This is a genomic window from Nocardioides sp. Z38_18, assembly GCF_058215695.1.
The window spans coordinates 1,093,946-1,114,940 of sequence record NZ_JBZAJE010000001.1; the positions used below are offsets into that span (position 1 = coordinate 1,093,946).

Below are 20,995 nucleotides of genomic sequence, written 5' to 3' on the forward strand. Positions count from 1 at the left end.
GTCCGTGGCGACGCTTGGGTGCATGAGCTCGCTGACGCCCGAAGAGATCCGCGCCGACCTGACCCTCGACCAGCTCAAGCAGTTGGTCGGCCTCGTGGAGTACGACGAGGAGCGTGACGTGTTCCCCGTGACCGGGTGGGACGCGATCGTGTTCGTGGTGGGCAACGCGACCCAGGCCGCGCACTACTACCAGTCCGCGTGGGGGATGGAGCTGGTCGCCTACTCCGGTCCCGAGCACGGCAACCGGGACCACAAGTCGTTCGTGCTGCGCTCCGGGTCGATCCGGTTCGTGCTCAACGGGGCGGTGGACCCCGCCAGCGAGCTGGCCGACCACCACCGCCGCCACGGGGACGGCGTGGTCGACATCGCCCTCGAGGTGCCCGACGTCGACCGCTGCATCGCCCAGGCGCGCCGGGCCGGCGCCCGGGTCGTCCGCGAGCCGGAGGACGTCACCGACGAGCACGGCACCATCCGGACGGCCGCCATCGCCACGTACGGCGAGACGCGGCACACCCTCGTCGACCGTTCCGGGTACGACGGGCCCTACCTCCCCGGCTACGTCGCCGCCGAGTCCACCTGGGTGAAGCGCGACGGCGAGCCGAAGCGACTCTTTCAGGCGCTGGACCACATCGTCGGCAACGTCGAGCTGGGGCGGATGGACGAGTGGGTGGGGTTCTACAACCGGGTGATGGGCTTCACCAACCTGGCCGAGTTCATCGGAGACGACATCGCCACCGACTACTCCGCGCTGATGAGCAAGGTCGTCGCGAGCGGCAACCACCGGGTGAAGTTCCCGCTCAACGAGCCGGCCGTCGCCCGGAAGCGCTCTCAGATCGACGAGTACCTCGAGTTCTACCGCGGTGCCGGTGCCCAGCACCTCGCCCTCGCGACCAACGACATCCTCGGCTCGGTCGACGCGCTGCGTGCCAACGGCGTGGAGTTCCTCAGCACGCCTGCCTCCTACTACGAGGACCCCGAGCTGCGTGCCCGGATCGGCCACGTGCGCGTGCCGATCGAGGAGCTGCAGCGCCGCGGGATCCTGGTGGACCGCGACGAGGACGGCTACCTGCTGCAGATCTTCACCAAGCCGCTGGGGGACCGGCCCACGGTGTTCTTCGAGCTGATCGAGCGACACGGCTCGCTCGGCTTCGGCAAGGGCAACTTCAAGGCGCTCTTCGAGGCGATCGAGCGCGAGCAGGACGCGCGCGGCAACCTCTGAGTCCGGCCGCCTTCCGGGTCAGTCCAGGTCGCCGACCAGGACCGCATCGGCGTCGTCCTCGGTCGTCTCCTCGGACCCGAAGAGCTTCAGCGCGACGTACGGGGCGACGGCGCCGCCGCAGAACCGCACGAAGGAGTACGCCGCGGACGCGACCGGGCGCTCCACGGGAGCGCCCTCAGAAGGGTGGTCGGCCAGTCCCGGTGATCCGGAAGCGTCCCCACGGGTCGACGTCGGAGAGCCGGCCCTCGGCCCGGCCGTGGGGGGTTGCGACCGTGACCGTGGCGCCCGAGGCGTGCGGCAGGATTGCCTCCCGGTCGACGCGGCCCCACCAGTGGAACCGCCCGTCGATCGGCTGGAAGCAGCCGCGCAGGCGCACCTCCACCTCCAGGTCGTCGAGGGTCGCCGGCCCGTCGTAGGACTCGCGGGGCTCGTGGCTGCTCACGGAGTCGCCTCGCCCACGAGTCGCAGCCGGCCCCGGCTGTCGACCTTGACGCCGTGCTCGGCGGCGATGCCCTCGAAGGCGTGCCACACGAACGAGCTCAGGTACCGCGAGACCGCCGCCCGGCTCATCGTCCTGCGTCGCAGCCACCACTCGCCGGTGGAGAGCCCGAGCCCGACCAGGCCGTGCGCCCACGGCTCGGCCCCGGCAGCGTCGACGCCGAGGTCCCGCAGGGCGTCCCCGAGGGTGCGGCTGATCGTGGCCGCGACCATCTCCCTGCCGTCCGCGAGGGGGTCGTCGCTGGTCGGGTGCTCGACCAGCAGGAAGAACACGTGCGGGTGCGCGGCGATCAGGGTGAGGTACGCCGAGCAGGCCTTCTCCACGCGCGAGCGGACGGGAGTGTCGCTGAGCAGCACGGGCAGCAGCCCGTCGATCACCTGCTGGGCGCCCCACGCCCCGACGGCGCGGTAGAGGTCGTCCTTGTCGGAGAAGTAGCGGTAGAGCACCGGCTTGCTCACCCCGGCCGACGCGGCGATCTCCGCGATGCTGGCGCCGGGACCGTGCTCGTCGATCGCGGCCACCGCCGCCTCGACCAGGTCGGCGCGCCGGGTCTCGCGGTGGTCGTCCCACCGGGTGCTGCGGCGGTCGTCGTGCGCCGGGCCGGTGTCGGCAGAGTCCTTGACGTGGCGGGCCATGTGACCGACAGTAGCCGATATCTGTTACTGGAAGTAACGGTTACTGCGATTCAGGAGGCGTCAATGTCCGCCACGTCCGTCCCCGAGCGGCTGCTGAGGTCCTCGGCCCGGCACTCCTACGACCCCGACGTCGACATCGACTGGGAGGCGCCCATCGACCCCGACCTGTGGGGGATGCAGCCGGAGCGGATGTCGCTGTTCGGCACCGAGCTGTGGGACCGGCTGACCCACGAGCAGCGACTCGAGCTGTCGCGGCACGAGGTCGCCTCCATCGCCAGCGTGGGGCTGTGGTTCGAGCTCCTGCTGATGCAGATGATGCTCCGGGACGCGTACGACGACGACCCCACGTCCGCGCACATGCACTACGCCCTGACCGAGGTGGCCGACGAGTGCCGGCACTCCACGATGTTCGGCAAGTCGATCGCGCACTTCGGCGTCCCGGCGTACGGCCCGCCCGCGTCGGTGCACCGCCTCGGGCGGCTCTTCAACGCCGTCGTGCGCGGGCCGAGCGCCTACGCCTCGATCCTGGTGGCCGAGGAGATCCTCGACACCTGGCAGCGCGACCTGATGAACGACGAGCGGGTGCAGCCGGTGACGCGGATGGTGGCGCGGATCCACGTCCTCGAGGAGGCCCGGCACATGACGTTCGCCCGCGACGAGGTCCGCAAGCAGATGGCGGGCCAGTCCGGAGCCGGGCTGCTGCGCCAGCAGGTGCTCACCGCGCAGACCTGCTTCATGGTGGCCCGCTCGCTGGTCAACCCCGAGATCTACCGCAGCGTCGGGATCGAACCGCGGGTCGGCCGCCGGGCGGCCCTGGGCAACCCGCACTACCGCGCGACGATGCAGTGGATGGGGGAGAAGCCGCTGGCGTTCCTCAAGCAGAACCGGCTGCTGCCCGGACACCAGGAGAAGGTCTGGCGCGGGTCGCTGCTCCTGGGGTGACCGGGGCGGGATGACGGCATTCCCCGGGGCTCTGCCGCGTCCTAGGGTGGCCCGATGGCGTGGCTGCACACGGTGATCGACGTCCCGGCCGACTCGCACGCGGCGACAGCGGGATTCTGGGGTGAGGTGCTCGGCTGGCCGGCCGGCGAGTCGTGGCCGGGGCATCCCGAGCTGCGCAGCTTCGAGCCCCCGCAGGGCGAGGCCTACGTCCATCTCCAGCAGGTGGACGGGCCGCCGCGGATCCATCTCGACGTCGAGTCCGCGCACCCCGATGCGACTGTGGCGACAGCGATCGCGCTGGGTGCGGAAGCGCTGGGTGCGAACGGGGAGTGGCAGACGCTGCGCTCGCCCGGGGGCCTGCCGTTCTGCGTCCTCGGCCAGCCCGGCCGCACCCCGCCGGAACCGGTGACCTGGCCCGATGGGCACCGCTCCCGGCTGGTGCAGGTGTGCATCGACTCGCCGGTCGCGAAGCACGACGCCGAGGTCGGGTTCTGGCGAGCGCTGCTCGGCGGCCACTGGTTCGGGTCCTCGGCCAGGGAGTTCGCCGGCAAGTGGCACGACGACGCCGGATCGCCGCTGCAGCTGCTGTTCCAGCGCCTGGACGAGCCGGACGGCGAGGTGCGCGCGCATCTCGACCACGGCACCGACGACCTCGAGGCGGAGGTACGCCGGCTGGTCGCCCTCGGCGCTGCCGACCTCGGCAGGGGGCACGGTGGGTGGCACGTGCTGCGGGACCCGGCCGGGCAGGCCTTCTGCGTCACGGTGAACTCACCGGAGCAGACCCAGCGGCGCGGGCTCAGCTGACGACGGTGCCGGTCACCTCGCCCAGCGCGATCCGGCCACCGAGGGCACCGGGCGCGGTGGCGCGCAGGGTCACGGTCTCGCCGTCCTCGAGGAAGGTGTGCCCACCGGCGAACGGCTCCCGGCCGCCCCAGCTGAGCTCGAGGAAGGAGCCCCGCTGGCCCGGCTCGTCACCTGACACCGTGCCGCTCCCGTAGAGGTCGCCGGTGCGCAGCGACGCCCCGTTGACGGTGATGTGGGCGAGCATCTGCGCGGGCGACCAGTACATCGAGGCGTACGGCGGCCGGCTGACCACCTCGCCGCCGAGGTCGATCTCGATGTCGATGTCGTAGCCGGCCGGCTCCTGCACCCGGAGGTACTCCAGCGGCTCGGGGTCCTGCCCCGGCAGCGGCACCCGCGCGGACTCCAGGGCGGCGAGCGGAGTGATCCACGGGCTGATCGAGGTGGCGAACGACTTGCCGAGGAACGGCCCCAGCGGCACCGACTCCCAGGCCTGGATGTCGCGCGCCGACCAGTCGTTGAGCAGCGTGACGCCGAAGACGTGGTCGGCGAACGCGTCCGTGGGCACCTGCTCTCCCATCCGGGAGGGGGTGCCCACGACGAAGCCGAGCTCGGCCTCGATGTCGAGGCGGCGGGTCGGGCCGAAGGCGGGTGAGCCGCTGCGGGAGCGACGCTGGCCCCGGGGGCGGCGTACGTCGGTGCCGGAGATGACGACGGTGCCCGCACGCCCGTGGTAGCCGATCGGCAGGTGCCGCCACTGCGGGCTCAGCGGCTCTGCGTCCGGACGGAAGATCCGGCCCACGTTGGTCGCGTGCTGCACGGAGCAGTAGAAGTCGACGTAGTCCGCGACGGTGAACGGCGGGTGCATCGTGACCTCGTCCAGCGGGACCAGCGCCGGCTCCACCCGGGCGCGGTGCTGCTCGTGGCCGAGCAGGCCGACCAGCCACGCGCGCGTGGCCGTCCAGACCTCCCGCCCGGCGGCCAGGAAGGCGTCCAGGGACCCCTGGGCCAGGACGGGGTCCCCGCCGGCCGCGGCGACGTCGAGGACGTGGTCGCCGATGCGGACCCCCATACGGGCCGCGGTCCCGGGGGTGGAGAACACGCCGTACGGCAGGTTGTCCACGTCGTACGCCGACCCGGCCGCACCTGCGACCCAGGAGGTCACCGGCCGGCCCACTCGTCGGGCAGCTCGGTGAGGTCGTGCAGCGAGGCCTCCACGTCGTCGGAGGCGAACGTGGTGAACCACCGCCGGGCACGCTCGAGGTCCTCCGGGGTCGTCCGGGCGAGCAGTGCCGTCGCGTCGGTCTCGGCCAGCGCCCCGACCGGGTCGCTGCCGCCGTCGAAGAGGAGCTGGGTGGCGACGAGCACGTTCAGGAAGCCGGGGACGGGCGCTGCCGTGGGCAGGGCGCGGGCCAGCCCGTGCACCGTGAAGGGCGTCTCGCGGTCCAGGGACGCGTCGATCCACGACACCAGCGTGTCCGCGGGCACGGGGGTGTCCCCGGTGGCGAGGCGCAGCGCGAGCAGGTGCTCGGCCGCCGCGACCTCGTCCGCGGCCGCGAGCCAGCCCGATTCCGACCCGGAGGGCGGGACCTCGATGCAGACCTCGGTGCTGTCGTCGAGGTCCCCCGCGGCCAGAGCGTCGTCGACCGCGGCGAGCACCCGTCTCGCGTTGCCCCGCAGGTCGCCGGGGTCGCGCAGCGTGACGTGCAGCCGGGTGAGGTGCAGGCCCAGTCGCTTGCACAGCCCCGCGGGGCCGGCGAGGTGTCCCGCACCACCGGTGGTCACGACCGTCACCGGGCCCTGGAACCCCCGCAGGTGCGGCAGGTCGGTGTCGCGCACCACGAAGCTGCCCTGGCGGGAGTCCTCGGTCCGGGTGCCGTAGGCGGACATCGCCTCTGCCAGGGAGACGGGCTCGTCGGGGAGCAGTGCGCTCGCGTCGTCGACGAAGGCAGCGAAGGTGGCGTCGGTGGTGCTCACGGTTGCCACGCTAGAGGACGAGGGGACAGGCTGCGGGTGTGGCTTACTACCGATCCGTGGGCGAGGTTCCTCGCACCCGGCACACCGCCTTCCGAGACGACCACGGCGCACTCCGCCACGAGGAGCTGATGGGGGAGGAGGGATTCTCCTCGGACTCCTCGCTGCTCTACCACCGTGGTGTCCCGTCGGCCATCGTGGACAGCCAGGTGTGGGAGCTGCCCGACCAGGCCACCACGCCCAACCATCCACTCAAGCCGCGGCACCTGAAGCTGCATGACCTGGCCGTGGGCGGTGACGCCGCGGGGGTGGACGCCGTGACCGGGCGCAGGCTGGTGTTGGGCAACGCCGACGTGCGGATCAGCTACGTCGTCACCGACGAGCCATCGCCGCTCTACCGCAACGCGGTAGGCGACGAGTGCGTCTTCGTGGAGCGCGGGAGCGGCACCGTCGAGACCGTCTTCGGGGTGGTGGCCTACCGCACCGGTGACTACGTCGTGATCCCTCGGGCGACCACGCACCGGTGGGTCCCGGCCGAGCAGAGCCGGCTCTACGCCATCGAGGCGGAGAGCCACATCGCGCCGCCGAAGCGCTACCTCTCCAAGTACGGCCAGCTCCTCGAGCACGCGCCGTACTGCGAGCGCGACCTGTACGGCCCCACCGACCCGCTGCTCGTGGAGGGCACGGACGTCGAGGTGCTCGTCAAGCACCGTGGCAGGTCGGCAGGCGGGGCCGGGCTGGTCGGCTCGCGGATCACCTGTGCGACGCATCCCTTCGACGTGGTCGGCTGGGACGGCTGCCTCTACCCGTGGACCTTCAACGTCGAGGACTTCATGCCGATCACCGGCAAGATCCACCAGCCGCCACCGGTGCACCAGGTCTTCGAGGGCCACAACTTCGTGATCTGCAACTTCTGTCCCCGCAAGGTCGACTACCACGAGCAGTCGATCCCGGTGCCGTACTACCACTCCAACGTCGACTCCGACGAGGTGATGTTCTACGTCGACGGCGACTACGAGGCCCGCAAGGGATCCGGCATCGGGATCGGCTCGATCTCGCTGCACCCGGGCGGTCACGCGCACGGTCCGCAGCCGAGCACGATCGAGGCCTCCATCGGGGTGGAGTACTTCGACGAGCTGGCCGTCATGGTGGACACCTTCCGGCCCCTCGAGCTGGGTGAGGCCGGGCTGGCGGTCGAGGACCCGGCGTACGCCTGGACCTGGGCGCGGGACTGACGCCGTGCCGACCTTCATCGCGTTCCTGCGTGCCATCAACGTGGGCAAGCGGCAGTACCCGATGGCCGAGCTGCGCAGTGCCCTGACGGCTGCGGGCTTCGAGGACGTGCAGACCCACATCCAGACGGGCAACGTGCTGCTGCGCACGGGGATGCGGTCCCCGGCCAAGGTGACCGCCGCCGTGGAGAAGACGGTGCTCGAGGACCGCGGGTTCGCCGTGCCGGTGGTGCTGATGACACCGGCCGAGCTGGCCGAGACGCACGCGGAGGCACTCGCGTTCCGTGCGGAGTACGACGACGCGCACGGCGATCTCACCGGGCACCACCTGACCCTGCTCGCGACTCCACCGGACGCCGGTCTCGCCGCCGAGGTGGAGGCGCAGTCGCTCCCGGGCGCGCAGCTGCGGGTCGGCCGGCGGGCGGTGCACCTGCTGATCGCCAAGCCCTACAACGAGGTGGCGTCGTCCAGCAACTCCGCGCTGGAGCGTCGTCTCGGCGTCGCCACCACCCGTAGCCTGACGGTGATAGCCAAGCTGACCGAGAAGTGGGGCCAATGACCAAGCAGCAGTGGTGGCGTGACGCCGTCATCTACCAGATCTACCCGCGCTCGTGGGCGGACTCCGACGGCGACGGACTCGGTGACCTGCCCGGCATCACGGCCCGGCTGCCCTACCTGGTCGAGCTCGGTGTGGACGCGGTGTGGCTCTCGCCGTTCTACACCTCGCCCCAGCACGACGCGGGCTACGACGTCGCCGACTACCGCGACGTCGATCCCCGGTTCGGCACGCTCGCCGACGCCGACGCCCTGATCGAGCGTGCCCACGAGCTCGGCCTGCGGGTGATGGTCGACATCGTCCCGAACCACTCCTCCAGCGAGCACCCGTGGTTCCAGGAGGCGCTCGCCTCCCCGCCCGGTAGCGCGGCCCGGGCGCGCTACGTGTTCCGCGACGGCAGGGGCACCGACGGGGACGAAGCCCCGAACAACTGGGTCAGCAACTTCGGTGGTCCCGCGTGGGAGCGGGTGACCGAGCCCGACGGCTCCCCGGGGCAGTGGTACCTCCACCTCTTCGACGTCACCCAGCCCGACTTCGACTGGGACAACCCCGAGGTGGGCGACGAGATGGAGTCGGTGCTCAGGTTCTGGCTCGACCGCGGGGCGGACGGCTTCCGGATCGACGTGGCCCACGGCCTGGTCAAGGCCCAGGGGCTGCCCGACGCTCCTCCCGGTCACGAGATCGAGGGGACCGACCGCACCTCCGACCTGCCGATGTGGGACCAGCCCGGCGTGCACGACATCTACCGCCGCTGGCGCAAGGTCACCGACTCCTACGCCGTCGAGGGTGCGGACTCCGATCGCATCCTGTGCGCGGAGGCGTGGGTGGTGCCGGCGGACGCGCTGGCGGCGTACGTCCGCCCCGGCGAGCTGCACCAGTCCTTCAACTTCGCCTTCCTGATGAGCCCGTGGATCGCCGGTGCCCTCAAGCAGGAGATCCAGGCCTCGTTGGAGGCCGTCGCGGACAGCGGCTCCCCGCAGACCTGGGTGCTGTCCAACCACGACGTGGTGCGGCACGCCAGCAGGCTGGGCTACGAGGCGGTGCCGGGCCGGGTCCGGATGGCGGGCATCGGCGCCGACGACCCGCAGCCGGACGCCGTGCTCGGGCTGCGTCGCGCCCGGGCCGCCACCACGGTGATGCTGGCGCTGCCGGGTTGCTCCTACCTCTACCAGGGCGAGGAGCTGGGCCTTCCCGAGGCGACCGAGCTGCCCGACGAGGTCCGCGAGGACCCGACCTGGGAGAAGTCCGGCCACACCTCGCGTGGTCGCGACGGTTGCCGCGTCCCGATCCCCTGGGAGGGTGACGCCCCGGCGTACGGCTTCGGTCCCTCGGGCCGCTCGTGGCTGCCGCAGCCCAAGGAGTACGGCGAGCTCGCCGTCGACCGGCAGACCGGGGTCGCGGGATCCACGCTGGAGCTCTACCGCACCCTGCTCCGGCTGCGTCGTGAGCACCGGCCCGGCCGGGGAGAGCTCAGCTGGGTCGATGCAGGGCCCGACGCCCTCGCCTTCGACGTCAGTACGGCGGACGCGACCCTGCGCGTGATCGCCAACCTGGGTGAGGCGAGCGTGCCCCTGCCCGACGGCGCCGAGGTGCTCGTGGCCAGTGAGGACTTCGACTCCTCGCAGGGTGTCCCGACCGACACCGCGGTCTGGTTGCTGATCGGTAACTGAATCCCGGCGGTCCTTGCGCCTCCGATCCCCGAGCACTAGGTTCAGTGCCGTATGTGACCCAGGTCACACGACTGTCGGGAGTCGGAGGGAGCAAGCTGATGAGTGCGCGACCCAGGTTCCAGAAGTTGGCGGCGTCGGTCTGCGCGGGTGTCACCGCCAGCGCGTTGCTGGCGGCGTGCGGCAGCTCCGACAGCGGGGTGCCCGTGATCAACCTGTACGGCGGCGCGTCCGCCGCGGGCTTCGAGAAGATCCTCGACGACTGCAACACCAAGGCCGAGGGCAAGTACAAGATCGTCGGCAACCTGCTGCCCAGCGACGCCGACGGCCAGCGCGAGCAGTTCGTCCGGCGGCTCGCCGCCAAGGACGACAGCCTCGACCTGCTGGGCATGGACGTGACCTGGACGGCGGAGTTCGCCGAGGCCGGCTGGATCCGCGAGCTCACCGCGGCGCAGAAGGCCGAGGCCACCAAGGACACGCTCGAGGCGACGATCGACACCGCCATGTGGAAGGACAAGCTCTACGGCATCCCGAAGCACACCAACGTCCAGCTGCTCTGGTACCGCAAGTCGCTGGTGCCCGAGGCCCCCAAGACCTGGGACGACGTGATCGCGGCGGCGAAGAAGCTGAAGTCGGAGGGCAAGCCCTACGTCATCGGGATCACCGCAGCGCAGTACGAAGGCTTCGTGGTGGCGTTCAACACCGTGCTGTCCTCGATGGGCGGCACGTTGGTCAACGAGGACAGCACCAAGGTGACGGTCAACGAGGAGACGGTCGACGCGCTCAAGATCATCCGCGACCTGGCGCGCGACGGGCTGGCCAGCAAGTCCCTGTCCAACAGCCAGGAGCCCGAGCTGTTCGCCCAGCTGCAGAACGGCGAGGCGGCGTTCATCGTGAACTGGCCCTACGTGCTCTCCGCGATGAAGGGCGCCAACGAGAAGGTCGCCGAAGACCTCGGGTTCGCGCCGCTCCCGGAGTTCAAGCCCGGTACGCCGGCCAAGGCCACGCTGGGCGGGATGAACTTCGCGGTCAGCGAGTTCTCCAAGCACCCGAAGGAGGCGTTCGACGCGGCGATGTGCCTGCGTTCGCCGGAGAACCAGCTGCGCACGTCTCTTGACGCGGGTGAGCCTCCGGTGGCGCCGAGCGTCTACGAGATGCCGGAGTTCAAGGAGGCCTACCCGATGGGCGACGTCCTCCTGGAGTCCCTGAAGACCGCAGTCCCGCGGCCGATCACCCCGCTCTACCAGAACGTCTCGACGATCGTGTCGACCACGTTGTCCCCGCCGAGCGCCATCGATCCGAAGAAGACGGCCGCGGAGCTCGAGGACAAGATCCAGCAGGCGATCGACGGAAAGGGGATCCTGCCGTGAGCGCGACCATCACCCGCACCGACCAGGACGACGAGGGCGTCGAGATCGCCAGGACCCGCGCCAGCGAGGGCAAGCGGGCCGAGCAGCGGCTGGGGATGCTGCTCTGCGCGCCCGCCGTGTTCGTGATGCTCCTGGTGACCGCCTACCCGATCCTCTACGCGATCTACCTCTCGTTCTTCCGCGCCGACCTGCGCACCCCGGACGCCAACGAGTTCATCGGGTTCGACAACTACGTCACCGTGCTGAGCAGCTCGATCTGGTGGACCGCCTTCGGCGTCACCATGTTCCTGACCGTGCTGGGTGCCACCCTCGAGCTCATCCTCGGCATGGCCCTCGCGGTGGTGATGCACCGCACCATCGTGGGCCGCGGGCTGGTGCGCACCTCGGCGCTGGTGCCCTACGCGATCGTGACCGTGGTGGCGGCGTTCTCCTGGCGGTTCGCGTGGACCCAGGGACTCGGCTGGCTCGCCGGTGACTCCGCGCCGCTGACCGAGCGATGGCCCTCCTTGTGGATCATCCTGCTCGCCGAGGTCTGGAAGACGGTGCCGTTCATGGCACTGCTGCTGATGGCCGGCCTGGCCCTCGTGCCCGAGGACCTCCTCAAGGCAGCCTCGATGGACGGGGCCACGCCGTGGCAGCGGTTCTGGAAGATCACCATCCCGCTGATCAAGCCCTCCATCCTGGTGGCGCTGCTGTTCCGCACCCTGGACGCGTTCCGAATATTCGACAACATCTTCGTGCTCACCAACGGCGCCAACGACACCTCGTCGGTCTCCATCGTCGCCTACAACAACCTGATCAGAGGTCTCAACCTCGGCATCGGATCCACGATGTCGGTGCTCATCTTCATCACGATCGCGATCATCGCGTTCCTGTTCATCAAGCTCTTCGGGGCCGCGGCGCCCGGGCAGGGGGAGACCCGATGAGTGCGCAGACCGAGACCACCGGCAAGAAGTACGGCTGGGCAGCGATCAACACCATCGTCCTGCTCTACGCCTTCATCCCGATCGTGTGGATCATCTCGCTGTCCCTCAAGGGCGGCGACACCATCAACGACGGCAACTTCATCGCCACCAAGCCCACCACCGAGGCCTACTCCGAGATCTTCAGCAACGACACGTTCCTGCGAGCGCTGATCAACTCGATCGGCATCTGCCTGATCTCGACGTTCGTCGCGCTCATCCTGGGCACCATGGCGGCGTACGCCATCGCGCGGCTGGACTTCCCGGGCAAGCAGGCGATCGTGGCGATGTCGCTGCTGATCTCGATGTTCCCGCAGATCGCCCTGGTGACCCCGCTGTTCAAGATCGAGACCGCCGTGGGGATCTTCGACACCTGGCCCGGCCTGATCCTGCCCTACATCACCTTCGCGTTGCCGCTGGGCATCTACACCCTCTCGGCGTTCTTCCGGGAGATCCCCTGGGAGCTGGAGAAGGCAGCGAAGATGGACGGCGCGACGCCGTACCAGGCGTTCCGCAAGGTGATCGCGCCGCTGGCCATGCCGGGTGTCTTCACCACCGCGATCCTGGTGTTCATCGCCTGCTGGAACGACTTCCTGTTCGCGATCTCGCTGACCTCGACCAACAACGCGCGCACGGTGCCGGCGGCGATGTCCTACTTCACCGGCGCCACGACGTTCGAGAAGCCCACCGCGGCGATCGCCGCCGCGGGCGTGATCATCACGATCCCGATCGTTCTCTTCGTCCTGTTCTTCCAGCGTCGCATCGTCGCTGGCCTCACGTCGGGCGCGGTCAAGGGCTGAGGCCCGCGACCTCGAGCAAAGGAGCACCTCGTGGCAGAAATCGTTTTGGACCACGTCGTCAAGCGCTACCCGGACGGGGCTCTGGCGGTCGACGACTTCAGCCTGAGCATCGCCGACGGCGAGTTCATCATCCTGGTGGGGCCCTCGGGCTGCGGCAAGTCGACGCTGCTCAACATGGTGGCCGGCCTCGAGGACATCACCCAGGGGACGCTGAGCATCGACGGCGTCGTGGTCAACGACAAGGCCCCCAAGGACCGCGACATCGCGATGGTCTTCCAGTCCTACGCGCTCTACCCGCACATGACGGTGGGAGAGAACATGGCGTTCCCGCTCACCCTGGCAGGCGTCGACAAGGCGACGATCAAGGCCAAGGTCGACGAGGCGGCGGAGATGCTGGAGCTGACCGCGCACCTGGACCGCAAGCCCGCCAACCTCTCCGGCGGCCAGCGGCAGCGCGTCGCCATGGGGCGCGCGATCGTCCGCAACCCCAAGGCGTTCCTGATGGACGAGCCGCTGTCCAACCTCGATGCCAAGCTGCGGGTGCAGATGCGCACGCAGGTCGCGCGGATCCAGAAGACCCTGGGCACCACGACGCTCTACGTCACCCACGACCAGACCGAGGCGATGACGCTGGGTGACCGGGTGGTGGTGCTGCGCGGTGGCGTGATGCAGCAGGTCGGCTCCCCGACCGACCTCTACCAGAACCCGACGAACCTCTTCGTCGCCGGCTTCATCGGCAGCCCTGCGATGAACTTCCTGCCCGCCACGATCGAGGGGGACAGCCTGCGCTGTGGCCTGGGCACCCTGCCGATGTCGGACCGCGTGCGCCGCGCGAGCGAGCAGAGCAAGGGCCGTGAGGTGATCCTCGGCCTGCGTCCGGAGCACTTCGAGGACGCAGCCCTGGTGGGGGATGCGCCCGGCGCGACCGTGACCGTGCCGGTCGACCTCGTCGAGTCCATGGGCTCCGACGTCTACGCCTACTTCACCGTGCGTGGCGAGGCGGCCTCCCGCGACCTGCAGGACCTGGCGGCGGACGCCGGCCAGGACATGCACGGCGAGGGCACCCAGGTGAACGCCCGGCTGGACGCGGCCGCGAAGGTCCGGGCCGGTACCGAGGCCACGCTGTGGGTCGACACGGAGAAGATGTCGATCTTCGACGCCGAGAGCGGGGCGAACCTGACCGCCCAGCCCGTGGGAGCTCACGCAGCGCACAGCTGAGACCTCGACCATCTGAGGATCTGGGGGAGGGCGGTTCACCGACGCCGTGAGCGGCCCTTCTCCGCGAGCCGCTGCATCACCTCGCGGTTCCACTCGTGCTCGCGGATCAGCCGGTAGCGCTCACCGGCCACGCGCACGTAGGCGTCGGCCCCGGACTCGTCGGGACCGCGTACGCCGGCCTCGTCGATCATCGCCAGGACGGGCTTGTACTCCTCGTCGAACCACCGCCGCGCCATCGTCGCCTTGTCGAAGTAGGCGCCCTCGGAGTGCATCAGCCGGCAGGCCCAGGCCTCGACCATCTCGGCGAGCTGGTGGTAGGTCGCCGGGTCGGAGCAGTTGATCTCCGTGCGCCGCGTGGCGTCGAGGGGCACCCGCTGCAGGAAGCGGAGCCCCCAGCTCTTGGCGTCGAGGTCGCGGCTGCCACCGATCCCCTCGGTGTCGATCACGGTGTCGATCTCGGTCACGTAGGCCTCGATCTCGCGGGTTCCCATGGCGCGTGCGATGGAGACGCGGTGGTGGCCGTCGCGGACGAAGTAGAGGTGGCCGAGCTTGTAGACGTCGATCGGCGGGAACGCGTGCCCCTGGCGCGTCTTGAGCGCCATCCGCTCCCACCGCTGCCGGCTCCGGTCGGAGGTGGGCCGGAAGCGGCGGTCGAAGTCGCGCACCTTGTCCACCGACCCGACGATGGAGTCCACCGGGATCACCTGGAGGCCGAGCGAACGCTCACCGCGTCGCCCGAGTGCGTCCACGACCTCGGTGAACGACAGTGTCCGGCCGCTGTCCTTGGCGGCGTCCGAGCGCATCCACGCCGCCAGCGAGGACAGCACCTGGTGCCGGCGGGCGCGCAGGAAGTCGTTCTCGGCGTCGGCGCGCGGCGACCCGGTGCTCCTCATCGGGCGCCGGGCCGGGGCTCGATCTCGATCAGCTTCCAGGGGATCACGTTGCGGATCGTCGTCGGGCCGACCTGCCGGTCGGGCATCGGTTGGCCGTAGGGGTGGACGTGACCGTGCAGGTGCCAGGTCGGCTCGATCCGGGCGAGCACGTGGTGCAGCGCGCGGATGCCCTCGTGGGCCTTGTCCTCGCCGTCACCCAGGCCCAGGGGCGGCGCGTGCGTGAGCAGCACGTCGACCGGCCCGGCCCTCCTCGCCCGGCGCAGCAGGCGGCGGGCACGCCGGTCGTACTCGCCCTGGGTGTACTGGTTGGGCCCGGGCCGGTAGCGCACGCAGCCGCCCAGCCCGGCGATGCGCAGCCCCGCGACCTGCAGCACCAGCTGGTCGGCGTTGGTCGCGCCCTGGGGCCGCGGCCCGTCGCAGTGAAGGCCGGCCACGGTGTAGCTGCCGTTGAGCCCGCGCCTGGGACGGTCCGGCTCGGGGTCGTGGTTGCCGGGCACGAACACCATCGGCACGTCGGTCGCGGAGGCGACGTACTCGAGGTAGTCCCAGGACAGGTCGCCGGCCGCGAGGACGACATCGGGCGCGAGGTCGCGCAGCGTCTCGGGTCGGAGGGGTGGAGCCTCCTCGTCGGCAATCACCAGGCCGCGGACCATGCCTCGACACTAGCCGGGGGAGACATGGGCCGCACCCGTCGTTGACAGTAAAAGTGTCAACCTCTTGGATGAGTCCATGTTTCCGGGAACCTGGGCGCGCGAGACGCCTGAGAAGCCAGCACTGATCATCGCCGAGACCGGGCAGGTCACGACGTACGCCGAGCTGGATGAACGCAGCCTTCGACTGGCGCACGTCTTCGCGGACGCCGGGCTGGTGACCGGGGACGTGATCGCGATGGTCAGCGACAACGCGCCCCAGGCCTACGAGGTCTACTGGGCCGCGCTGCGCTCGGGGCTCTACATCACCGCGGTGAACCACCACCTCGCCCCGGCCGAGGCGGCGTACATCGTCAACGACTGCGGGGCGAAGGCGCTGGTGGTCTCCGCCGCCCGCTCCGAGCTGGTCGAGGCGATGGCCGGCCAGATCGACGTGCCGGTCCGGCTGGCCTTCGGTGGACCGGTCGCGGGGTACGCCTCCTACGACGAGGCGCTGGCGGGGGCGAGCACCGAGCCGCTGGTCGACCAACCGCACGGCGACGACTTCCTCTACTCCTCGGGCACCACCGGGCGGCCCAAGGGAATCAAGATCCCGCTGCTGCCGATCCAGGTCGACGAGCCGGGCTACCCCTACGTGATGATCTTCGGCGCGCTGTTCTCCTACGGCCCCGAGACCGTCTACCTCTCGCCGGCGCCGGTGTACCACGCGGCACCGCTGCGCTACACGGGCGTGGTCCAGGCTCTCGGCGGGACTGTCGTACTGATGCAGCGCTTCGACGCCGAGAACTTCCTCGAGGCCGTCCAGCGCTACGGCGTGACCGACACCCAGTGCGTCCCGACGATGTTCGTGCGGATGCTGAAGCTGCCCGAGGACGTGCGCAGCTCCTACGACACCAGCACCCTGAAGACCGTGGTGCACGCGGCGGCGCCGTGCCCCGTGAAGGTCAAGCAGCAGATGATCGAGTGGCTGGGTCCGATCGTGCACGAGTACTACGCGAGCACGGAGGCCAACGGTGCGACGTACGTCGGTCCGGAGGACTGGCTCGCCCACCCCGGAACCGTGGGCCGGCCGCTGCTCGGCACGCCGAGGATCTGCGACGCGGAGGGCCGCGAGGTCCAGGCCGGGCAGGTCGGCACGATCTACTTCGAGCGCGACGAGATGCCGTTCAGCTACCACGGCGATCCCGCGAAGACGGCGTCCACCCAGCACCCCGAGCACCCGGGCTGGTCCACGGTCGGCGACCTCGGTTACCTCGACGACGAGGGCTACCTCTTCCTCACCGACCGGCAGGCCTTCATGATCATCAGCGGCGGGGTGAACATCTATCCGCAGGAGATCGAGGACCTGTTCAGCCTGCACCCGTCGGTGCTGGACATCGCGGTGATCGGCGTGCCCGACGACGAGATGGGGGAGCGGGTGGTCGCGTTCGTGCAGCCCGCCGAGGGCGCTCCGGACGACCTGGCCGGCGAGCTGACGGCGTACGCCCGCGAGCGGATCGCGCGGTTCAAGGTGCCCGCGGAGTTCATCGTCACCGAGGACCTGCCGCGCACGCCGACCGGGAAGCTGGTCAAGCAGAAGCTGCGCGACCGCTACTCCGAGGCGGCTCCGGCATGAGCGACGTGGAGGTCCACCTCGAGGACGGTGCCTTGTGGCTGCGGCTGAACCGGCCTGAGCAGTTCAACGCGTTCACCGGGGAGATGGTGATCGAGACGATCACCCGGTTGCGTGAGGTCACTACCCGCGACGACGTCCGGGTGGTGGTGCTCACCGGGACGGGCGGTGCGTTCTCGGCCGGCGCCGACCTGAGCGGCGATGCCCCGCAGGACAACTACGACGCCGACTCGGTCGACGGCGCGAACCTCCTGATCCGCGCGATCACCGAGCTCGACCGGCCCGTGGTGTGCGGGCTGAACGGGATCGCGGCAGGCGTGGGCATGTCGGTGGCGCTCGCGTGCGACCTGGTCGTCGCCACGGAGTCTGCCGCCCTGACGCTGGCGTTCTCCAAGATCGGGCTGATGCCGGACGGCGGCGCGACGTACACGGTGGCCGCCTCGGTGGGCCGGGCCCGCGCGATGCGCCTCGCTCTGCTCTCCGACGTGATCTCGGCCCAGGAGGCCTACGCGGCCGGCCTGGTCTCGCACGTCTTCCCCGACGACGACTACGCGGCCGCCCTGGACAAGATCGTGCGCCGCCTCGCCACGGGCGCCCCGCTCGCGTTCGCCGCGACCAAGAAGGCCGTCAACGCCGCCACCCTCGGCGGCCTCGAGGACGCCTTCGCCCGCGAACGCACCGGCCAGTCCCTCCTCCTGCGCAGCCAGGACGTCATCGAAGGCATGAAGGCCTTCAACGAGAAGCGCCGCCCCACCTTCCGCGGCGAGTAGCAGGCCAGGTGGTCGAGCAGCGAGCGCCAGCCTTGCGTCGAGCAGCGAGCGTCAGCGAGTGGTCAGTCGAGACGAGCGGAAAGTCGAGACCACACAGGCGACCCGGGGAGCCAGACGTACGACGGCAACGAGTTCTCGCACTCGGACGTACGACGGGGCACGCGACCCCAAGGTGGTCGAGCAGCGAACGCAGTGAGCGGACAGCCGAGACCACTCCAGGTGAGGCAGCAGGCAGACGTACGCCGATAGCGAACTCCGATCCATCCGTACGCCGGGGCACACGACCACTAGGTGGTCGAGCAGCGAACGCAGTGAGCGGACAGTCGAGACCACTCAGGTGAGCCCGCAGGCAGACCCAGGCCACGCAGAGAGGGCGGAGTCAGCAGAAGTGCGGTGGCGCGTCCGGCTGTGGCGGCGGCCGGTCCGCGGTGACATCAACCGTCCCGTGCTCATCCCGCAAGAACCGGAGCCCGTGCGGGCTGGTCCACAAGAAGGTCCCGGGCCCCAACGTCATATAGCCCCAGGTCGAGTGCGTCTTCAACCGATGGTGCTTCCGGCACATCGGCGCCACATTGCAACTGCAGGTCGTGCCGCCACGGTCATGTGGCACGCAATGCTCGGAGTCGCACTTGCGCGCCGGCCGGGTGCACCACGGGAACACGCAGGTGTGGTCGCGTAGCTGGGTCTGCTCAGCGAGCCGGTCCGGGACCTCGTAGGCGTTCACGCCGATGTGGTCATTGAGGTCGATCACCGGCTTCACGGTCACCACTGTGTCGGGGTTAGCGCACCAGGTGCGGACGTGTTCCGCAGTCACCCCGGTGCGGGTGTTCTCCACCCGGGCCAGGTGGAGGCCGTCCTCGCCGCGGAGTGCGGCTTCGGAGAGGTGCACGTAGAGGACCACCTGGCGGGGCTTGGGTGCCACGCCCGGCTTGCGTTGTGTGGTCTCGACTGTCCGCTCGTCTCGGCTGACCACTCGTCTCGACTGACCACTCGCTGACGCTCGCTGCTCGACGCAAGGCTGGCGCTCGCTGCTCGACGGCCCTGGGGTCGCCTCCGCGTCGGTCTGGAGGTCGAAGGCGAGCTGCCTGCGGGCGAGCTCACCGGCGGCCATCGCGCGGCGGACGTCGAGGGACTCGGTGGCTCCGCACAGCGCGAGCTGTTCCGCACCCTGGGCGAGTGCGGCGTCGAAGTCGAGGGCGTCGCCGAGGTCGAGCTCACCCTCGATCCTCGTGGTGCCGTTGAAGGAGACCTGGTCGTGGTGGAACGTCACGTGCCGACCGTCAGCTGACTTCTCCGCCCGCTCGACCGCGAGGTCGGGCATGAACCGGTCCACTGCTTCGGCGACCAGACGCTCCAACGCTGCGTAACCGATCTTGTGAGCGAACGGCGCCACCTGGGCGTCCACGAACCTCGCCGCATCCTGCGACAGGGCGAGGGTGGCCTCGGCGACGCGGCGGGCGCGCCACACCGGGAGTGCTCCGTTCTGGATCCGTGCCCAGAGCCTGGGCAGGCGGTACTTCAGCTCCAGGCCGTGCGCGATCAGTGCTTTGCCGGCGTCGGTGGTCTTCCCCATGGCTGCGGCGAACTCCGCGATCGCGAACTCCGCGACCAGCGGAGCACCGGGGCCGGCGAGGAGGAGGCCGGTCTCGCCGCCGCCGATCCAGGTGGCGGCTTCGTGGATCGACTCGGGCGGGTGCTGCTCGGCCCAGAGGACAGCGGCGGTCAGGACATCAGCCTCCGCACGGTCCGCGTCGGCGCGCCGTTGCCGGGCGAACGACAGCACGTCGGAGGTGCTGTCGAGCTCCTCGATGCTGGTCGCGACGGTTGCTGTCATGGATCAATCCAAGCAGCGAGCACTGACAGTTTCCGCCGAGAATCCCCTTGTTTCACGGGGGATCAGGGAAATAGTTGGAAAATTTTTTCGTCTCGCTGTCCTGCGGTTGGCGCGGACTCTTTGCGGGGTCGGGTCTGCTTCGCGGCTCGCCCGGTGTGGTCTCGACTATCCGCTCGCTTCGCTCGCTGCTCGACCACCTTGTGGTTGCCTGCCCCCCGGCGCGCCTGGGTCGCGGGCCTCGGGCCAACCACCCGGCGTACTTCAGCCTTCCGGCTTCCCCGCGTGGTCTCGACTATCCACTCGTCTCGACTGACCACTCGCTGACGCTCGCTGCTCGACGCAAGGCTCCGCTCGCTGCTCGACCACCATGGGGTCGCGTGCGCCGGCGTACCCCGGGCCCGCCCCCGGCGTACCTCTGGCTCCCGGGTCACCCAGCGTGGTCTCGACTGTCCGCTCGCTTCGCTCGCTGCTCGACCACCTTGGGGGTCGCGCGCCCCGGCGTACGTCTGCGAGCAGGGGACCCTTCTGCCGGCGTACTTCAGCTTCCCGGCTCACCCAGCGTGGTCTCGACTATCCACTCGCTTCGCTCGCTGCTCGACCACCTTGTGGTCGCGTGCAGCGGCGTACGCCCGGTCCACCAGCTGGGCGTACCTCTGGCTCCCGGCTCACCCCGCGTGGTCTCGACTGTCCGCTCGTCTCGACTGACCACTCGCTGACGCTCGCTGCTCGACGCAAGGCTTCGCTCGCTGCTCGACCACCTGGGTGGCGCCAACCTCAGGACAAACGGACGCCGGCTGCGCGCATCTCGATCAGGGCCTTCTCGGTGGAGGCGGGGGCTACGCCGGCGGAGAGGTCCAGGAGGACGCGGGTGCTGAAGCCGTTGGCGACGGCGTCGAGGGCGGTGGCGCGGACGCAGTGGTCGGTGGCCAGGCCGCACACGTCGACGTGCTCGACGCCGCGGGTGCGCAGCCACTCGGCGAGCGAGGCGCCGTCGGCGTCGCGGCCCTCGAAGCCGGAGTAGGCGGCCTCGTGCTCGCCCTTGAGGAACACCGCGTCGAACGGCTGGGGGTCCAGGTTGGGGTGGAACGCCTCGCCGTCGGTGCCGACCTCGCAGTGCACCGGCCACGAATCCACGAAGTCAGGAGTCTCCGACCAGTGGGCGCCCGGGTCGATGTGGTGGTCCTTGGTCGCCACCACCACGTCGTACGCCGGCGCCTTGGGGTCCTTGCGCGTCCAGTGGTGCAGCAGCTCCGCGATGTCGCTCGCGACCCGTGCCCCTCCGGAGACGGGCAGCGAGCCTCCTTCGCAGAAGTCGTTCTGCACGTCCACGACGATGAGTGCCTGCTTCATGACAGGGAGGC

The 20,995-nt window shown here is 70.1% G+C and carries 21 protein-coding genes; 12 read left to right on the plus strand and 9 right to left on the minus strand.

Going from position 1 to position 20,995, the window contains the following annotated elements; genetic code table 11:
- Window positions 1-22: 22 nt before the first annotated feature.
- Window positions 23-1,219, plus strand: a complete 1,197-nt coding sequence (gene hppD / locus AC4BGC_RS05145) for a 4-hydroxyphenylpyruvate dioxygenase (protein WP_490554650.1) — start codon at window positions 23-25, stop codon at window positions 1,217-1,219.
- A gap of 18 nt (window positions 1,220-1,237) precedes the next feature.
- Here the strand turns inward: hppD and AC4BGC_RS05150 are convergent, their stop codons facing one another.
- Genes AC4BGC_RS05150 through AC4BGC_RS05160 form a run of 3 tightly spaced genes read right to left on the minus strand, consistent with a single transcriptional unit; the run spans window position 1,238 to window position 2,353 of the window.
- Window positions 1,238-1,384 carry a hypothetical protein gene (locus AC4BGC_RS05150; protein WP_490554651.1) on the minus strand — a complete coding sequence of 49 codons (147 nt, stop codon included), beginning with the start codon at window positions 1,382-1,384 and terminating at the stop codon, window positions 1,238-1,240.
- A 10-nt stretch (window positions 1,385-1,394) separates the two neighbouring features.
- A complete protein-coding gene (locus AC4BGC_RS05155) occupies window positions 1,395-1,661 on the minus strand; it encodes a DUF4873 domain-containing protein (RefSeq protein ID WP_490554652.1) in 267 nt (88 codons plus the stop codon).
- Window positions 1,658-2,353, minus strand: a complete 696-nt coding sequence (locus tag AC4BGC_RS05160) for a TetR/AcrR family transcriptional regulator (RefSeq protein WP_490545535.1) — start codon at window positions 2,351-2,353, stop codon at window positions 1,658-1,660. Before AC4BGC_RS05160 ends, AC4BGC_RS05155 begins: the two co-directional genes overlap by 4 nt.
- 63 nt (window positions 2,354-2,416) lie before the next feature.
- On the opposite strand from AC4BGC_RS05160, the gene AC4BGC_RS05165 reads away from it, so the two are divergent.
- A complete protein-coding gene (locus AC4BGC_RS05165) occupies window positions 2,417-3,295 on the plus strand; it encodes an AurF N-oxygenase family protein (RefSeq protein ID WP_490545534.1) in 879 nt (292 codons plus the stop codon).
- Window positions 3,296-3,349: 54 nt separating this feature from the next.
- Window positions 3,350-4,099, plus strand: coding sequence for a VOC family protein (locus tag AC4BGC_RS05170; RefSeq protein WP_490554653.1), 750 nt, complete (start codon window positions 3,350-3,352; stop codon window positions 4,097-4,099).
- Here the strand turns inward: AC4BGC_RS05170 and fahA are convergent.
- Complete coding sequence (gene fahA / locus AC4BGC_RS05175) at window positions 4,092-5,261, minus strand: fumarylacetoacetase (RefSeq protein ID WP_490554654.1); 1,170 nt, start codon at window positions 5,259-5,261, stop codon at window positions 4,092-4,094. The genes AC4BGC_RS05170 and fahA overlap by 8 nt on opposite strands.
- Window positions 5,258-6,073 (minus strand): hypothetical protein, encoded by an 816-nt coding sequence (locus AC4BGC_RS05180; RefSeq protein ID WP_490554655.1) that lies wholly within the window; start codon window positions 6,071-6,073, stop codon window positions 5,258-5,260. The genes fahA and AC4BGC_RS05180 overlap by 4 nt, the downstream gene beginning before the upstream one ends.
- Before the next feature lie 38 nt (window positions 6,074-6,111).
- Between AC4BGC_RS05180 and AC4BGC_RS05185 the strand changes: the two genes are divergently transcribed.
- From AC4BGC_RS05185 to AC4BGC_RS05215, 7 genes are all read left to right on the plus strand, one after another.
- The gene (locus tag AC4BGC_RS05185; protein WP_490554656.1) at window positions 6,112-7,305 is read left to right on the plus strand and encodes a homogentisate 1,2-dioxygenase; all 1,194 of its coding nucleotides are present in this window, start codon (window positions 6,112-6,114) and stop codon (window positions 7,303-7,305) included.
- Between the two features lie 4 nt (window positions 7,306-7,309).
- Window positions 7,310-7,861: a DUF1697 domain-containing protein gene (locus AC4BGC_RS05190; RefSeq protein ID WP_490554657.1), complete on the plus strand. Its 552-nt coding sequence runs from the start codon at window positions 7,310-7,312 to the stop codon at window positions 7,859-7,861.
- Entirely contained in the window at window positions 7,858-9,528 is a 1,671-nt protein-coding gene (locus tag AC4BGC_RS05195) for a glycoside hydrolase family 13 protein (RefSeq protein WP_490554658.1), read from the plus strand. Before AC4BGC_RS05190 ends, AC4BGC_RS05195 begins: the two co-directional genes overlap by 4 nt.
- A 98-nt stretch (window positions 9,529-9,626) precedes the next feature.
- Window positions 9,627-10,895: an ABC transporter substrate-binding protein gene (locus AC4BGC_RS05200; RefSeq protein ID WP_490554659.1), complete on the plus strand. Its 1,269-nt coding sequence runs from the start codon at window positions 9,627-9,629 to the stop codon at window positions 10,893-10,895.
- Window positions 10,892-11,821: a carbohydrate ABC transporter permease gene (locus AC4BGC_RS05205; protein ID WP_490545520.1), complete on the plus strand. Its 930-nt coding sequence runs from the start codon at window positions 10,892-10,894 to the stop codon at window positions 11,819-11,821. The genes AC4BGC_RS05200 and AC4BGC_RS05205 overlap by 4 nt, the downstream gene beginning before the upstream one ends.
- Entirely contained in the window at window positions 11,818-12,657 is an 840-nt protein-coding gene (locus tag AC4BGC_RS05210; RefSeq protein ID WP_490545518.1) for a carbohydrate ABC transporter permease, read from the plus strand. The genes AC4BGC_RS05205 and AC4BGC_RS05210 overlap by 4 nt, the downstream gene beginning before the upstream one ends.
- A gap of 30 nt (window positions 12,658-12,687) precedes the next feature.
- Window positions 12,688-13,875 carry an ABC transporter ATP-binding protein gene (locus AC4BGC_RS05215; protein ID WP_490545516.1) on the plus strand — a complete coding sequence of 396 codons (1,188 nt, stop codon included), beginning with the start codon at window positions 12,688-12,690 and terminating at the stop codon, window positions 13,873-13,875.
- A gap of 35 nt (window positions 13,876-13,910) precedes the next feature.
- Here AC4BGC_RS05215 and AC4BGC_RS05220 read toward each other — a convergent pair whose 3' ends face one another.
- Both AC4BGC_RS05220 and AC4BGC_RS05225 read right to left on the minus strand, forming a co-directional pair.
- Window positions 13,911-14,768 carry a hypothetical protein gene (locus AC4BGC_RS05220; RefSeq protein ID WP_490545515.1) on the minus strand — a complete coding sequence of 286 codons (858 nt, stop codon included), beginning with the start codon at window positions 14,766-14,768 and terminating at the stop codon, window positions 13,911-13,913.
- Window positions 14,765-15,421 carry a metallophosphoesterase family protein gene (locus AC4BGC_RS05225; protein ID WP_490554660.1) on the minus strand — a complete coding sequence of 219 codons (657 nt, stop codon included), beginning with the start codon at window positions 15,419-15,421 and terminating at the stop codon, window positions 14,765-14,767. The genes AC4BGC_RS05220 and AC4BGC_RS05225 overlap by 4 nt, the downstream gene beginning before the upstream one ends.
- A gap of 76 nt (window positions 15,422-15,497) precedes the next feature.
- On the opposite strand from AC4BGC_RS05225, the gene AC4BGC_RS05230 reads away from it, so the two are divergent.
- Both AC4BGC_RS05230 and AC4BGC_RS05235 read left to right on the plus strand, forming a co-directional pair.
- Window positions 15,498-17,033 carry an acyl-CoA synthetase gene (locus AC4BGC_RS05230; RefSeq protein WP_490554661.1) on the plus strand — a complete coding sequence of 512 codons (1,536 nt, stop codon included), beginning with the start codon at window positions 15,498-15,500 and terminating at the stop codon, window positions 17,031-17,033.
- Window positions 17,030-17,800, plus strand: a complete 771-nt coding sequence (locus AC4BGC_RS05235; RefSeq protein ID WP_490545509.1) for an enoyl-CoA hydratase — start codon at window positions 17,030-17,032, stop codon at window positions 17,798-17,800. The genes AC4BGC_RS05230 and AC4BGC_RS05235 overlap by 4 nt, the downstream gene beginning before the upstream one ends.
- 379 nt (window positions 17,801-18,179) lie before the next feature.
- On the opposite strand, the gene AC4BGC_RS05240 is transcribed toward AC4BGC_RS05235, so the two are convergent.
- Together AC4BGC_RS05240 and AC4BGC_RS05245 are read right to left on the minus strand one after the other, a co-directional pair.
- Window positions 18,180-19,634, minus strand: coding sequence for an HNH endonuclease signature motif containing protein (locus AC4BGC_RS05240; protein ID WP_490554662.1), 1,455 nt, complete (start codon window positions 19,632-19,634; stop codon window positions 18,180-18,182).
- A 774-nt stretch (window positions 19,635-20,408) separates the two neighbouring features.
- Window positions 20,409-20,984, minus strand: coding sequence for a nicotinamidase (locus AC4BGC_RS05245; RefSeq protein ID WP_490554663.1), 576 nt, complete (start codon window positions 20,982-20,984; stop codon window positions 20,409-20,411).
- Between the last annotated feature and the right edge of the window lie 11 nt (window positions 20,985-20,995).

Coding starts and splice junctions, on each gene's coding strand:
- AC4BGC_RS05245 (WP_490554663.1), bottom strand. CDS start 20,984: ATGAAGCAGGCACTCATCGTCGTGGACGTGCAGAACGACTTCTGCGAA.
- AC4BGC_RS05200 (WP_490554659.1), top strand. CDS start 9,627: ATGAGTGCGCGACCCAGGTTCCAGAAGTTGGCGGCGTCGGTCTGCGCG.
- AC4BGC_RS05230 (WP_490554661.1), top strand. CDS start 15,498: ATGTTTCCGGGAACCTGGGCGCGCGAGACGCCTGAGAAGCCAGCACTG.
- AC4BGC_RS05225 (WP_490554660.1), bottom strand. CDS start 15,421: ATGGTCCGCGGCCTGGTGATTGCCGACGAGGAGGCTCCACCCCTCCGA.
- AC4BGC_RS05210 (WP_490545518.1), top strand. CDS start 11,818: ATGAGTGCGCAGACCGAGACCACCGGCAAGAAGTACGGCTGGGCAGCG.
- AC4BGC_RS05160 (WP_490545535.1), bottom strand. CDS start 2,353: ATGGCCCGCCACGTCAAGGACTCTGCCGACACCGGCCCGGCGCACGAC.
- AC4BGC_RS05240 (WP_490554662.1), bottom strand. CDS start 19,634: ATGACAGCAACCGTCGCGACCAGCATCGAGGAGCTCGACAGCACCTCC.
- AC4BGC_RS05195 (WP_490554658.1), top strand. CDS start 7,858: ATGACCAAGCAGCAGTGGTGGCGTGACGCCGTCATCTACCAGATCTAC.
- AC4BGC_RS05235 (WP_490545509.1), top strand. CDS start 17,030: ATGAGCGACGTGGAGGTCCACCTCGAGGACGGTGCCTTGTGGCTGCGG.
- AC4BGC_RS05170 (WP_490554653.1), top strand. CDS start 3,350: ATGGCGTGGCTGCACACGGTGATCGACGTCCCGGCCGACTCGCACGCG.
- AC4BGC_RS05220 (WP_490545515.1), bottom strand. CDS start 14,768: ATGAGGAGCACCGGGTCGCCGCGCGCCGACGCCGAGAACGACTTCCTG.
- AC4BGC_RS05165 (WP_490545534.1), top strand. CDS start 2,417: ATGTCCGCCACGTCCGTCCCCGAGCGGCTGCTGAGGTCCTCGGCCCGG.
- hppD (WP_490554650.1), top strand. CDS start 23: ATGAGCTCGCTGACGCCCGAAGAGATCCGCGCCGACCTGACCCTCGAC.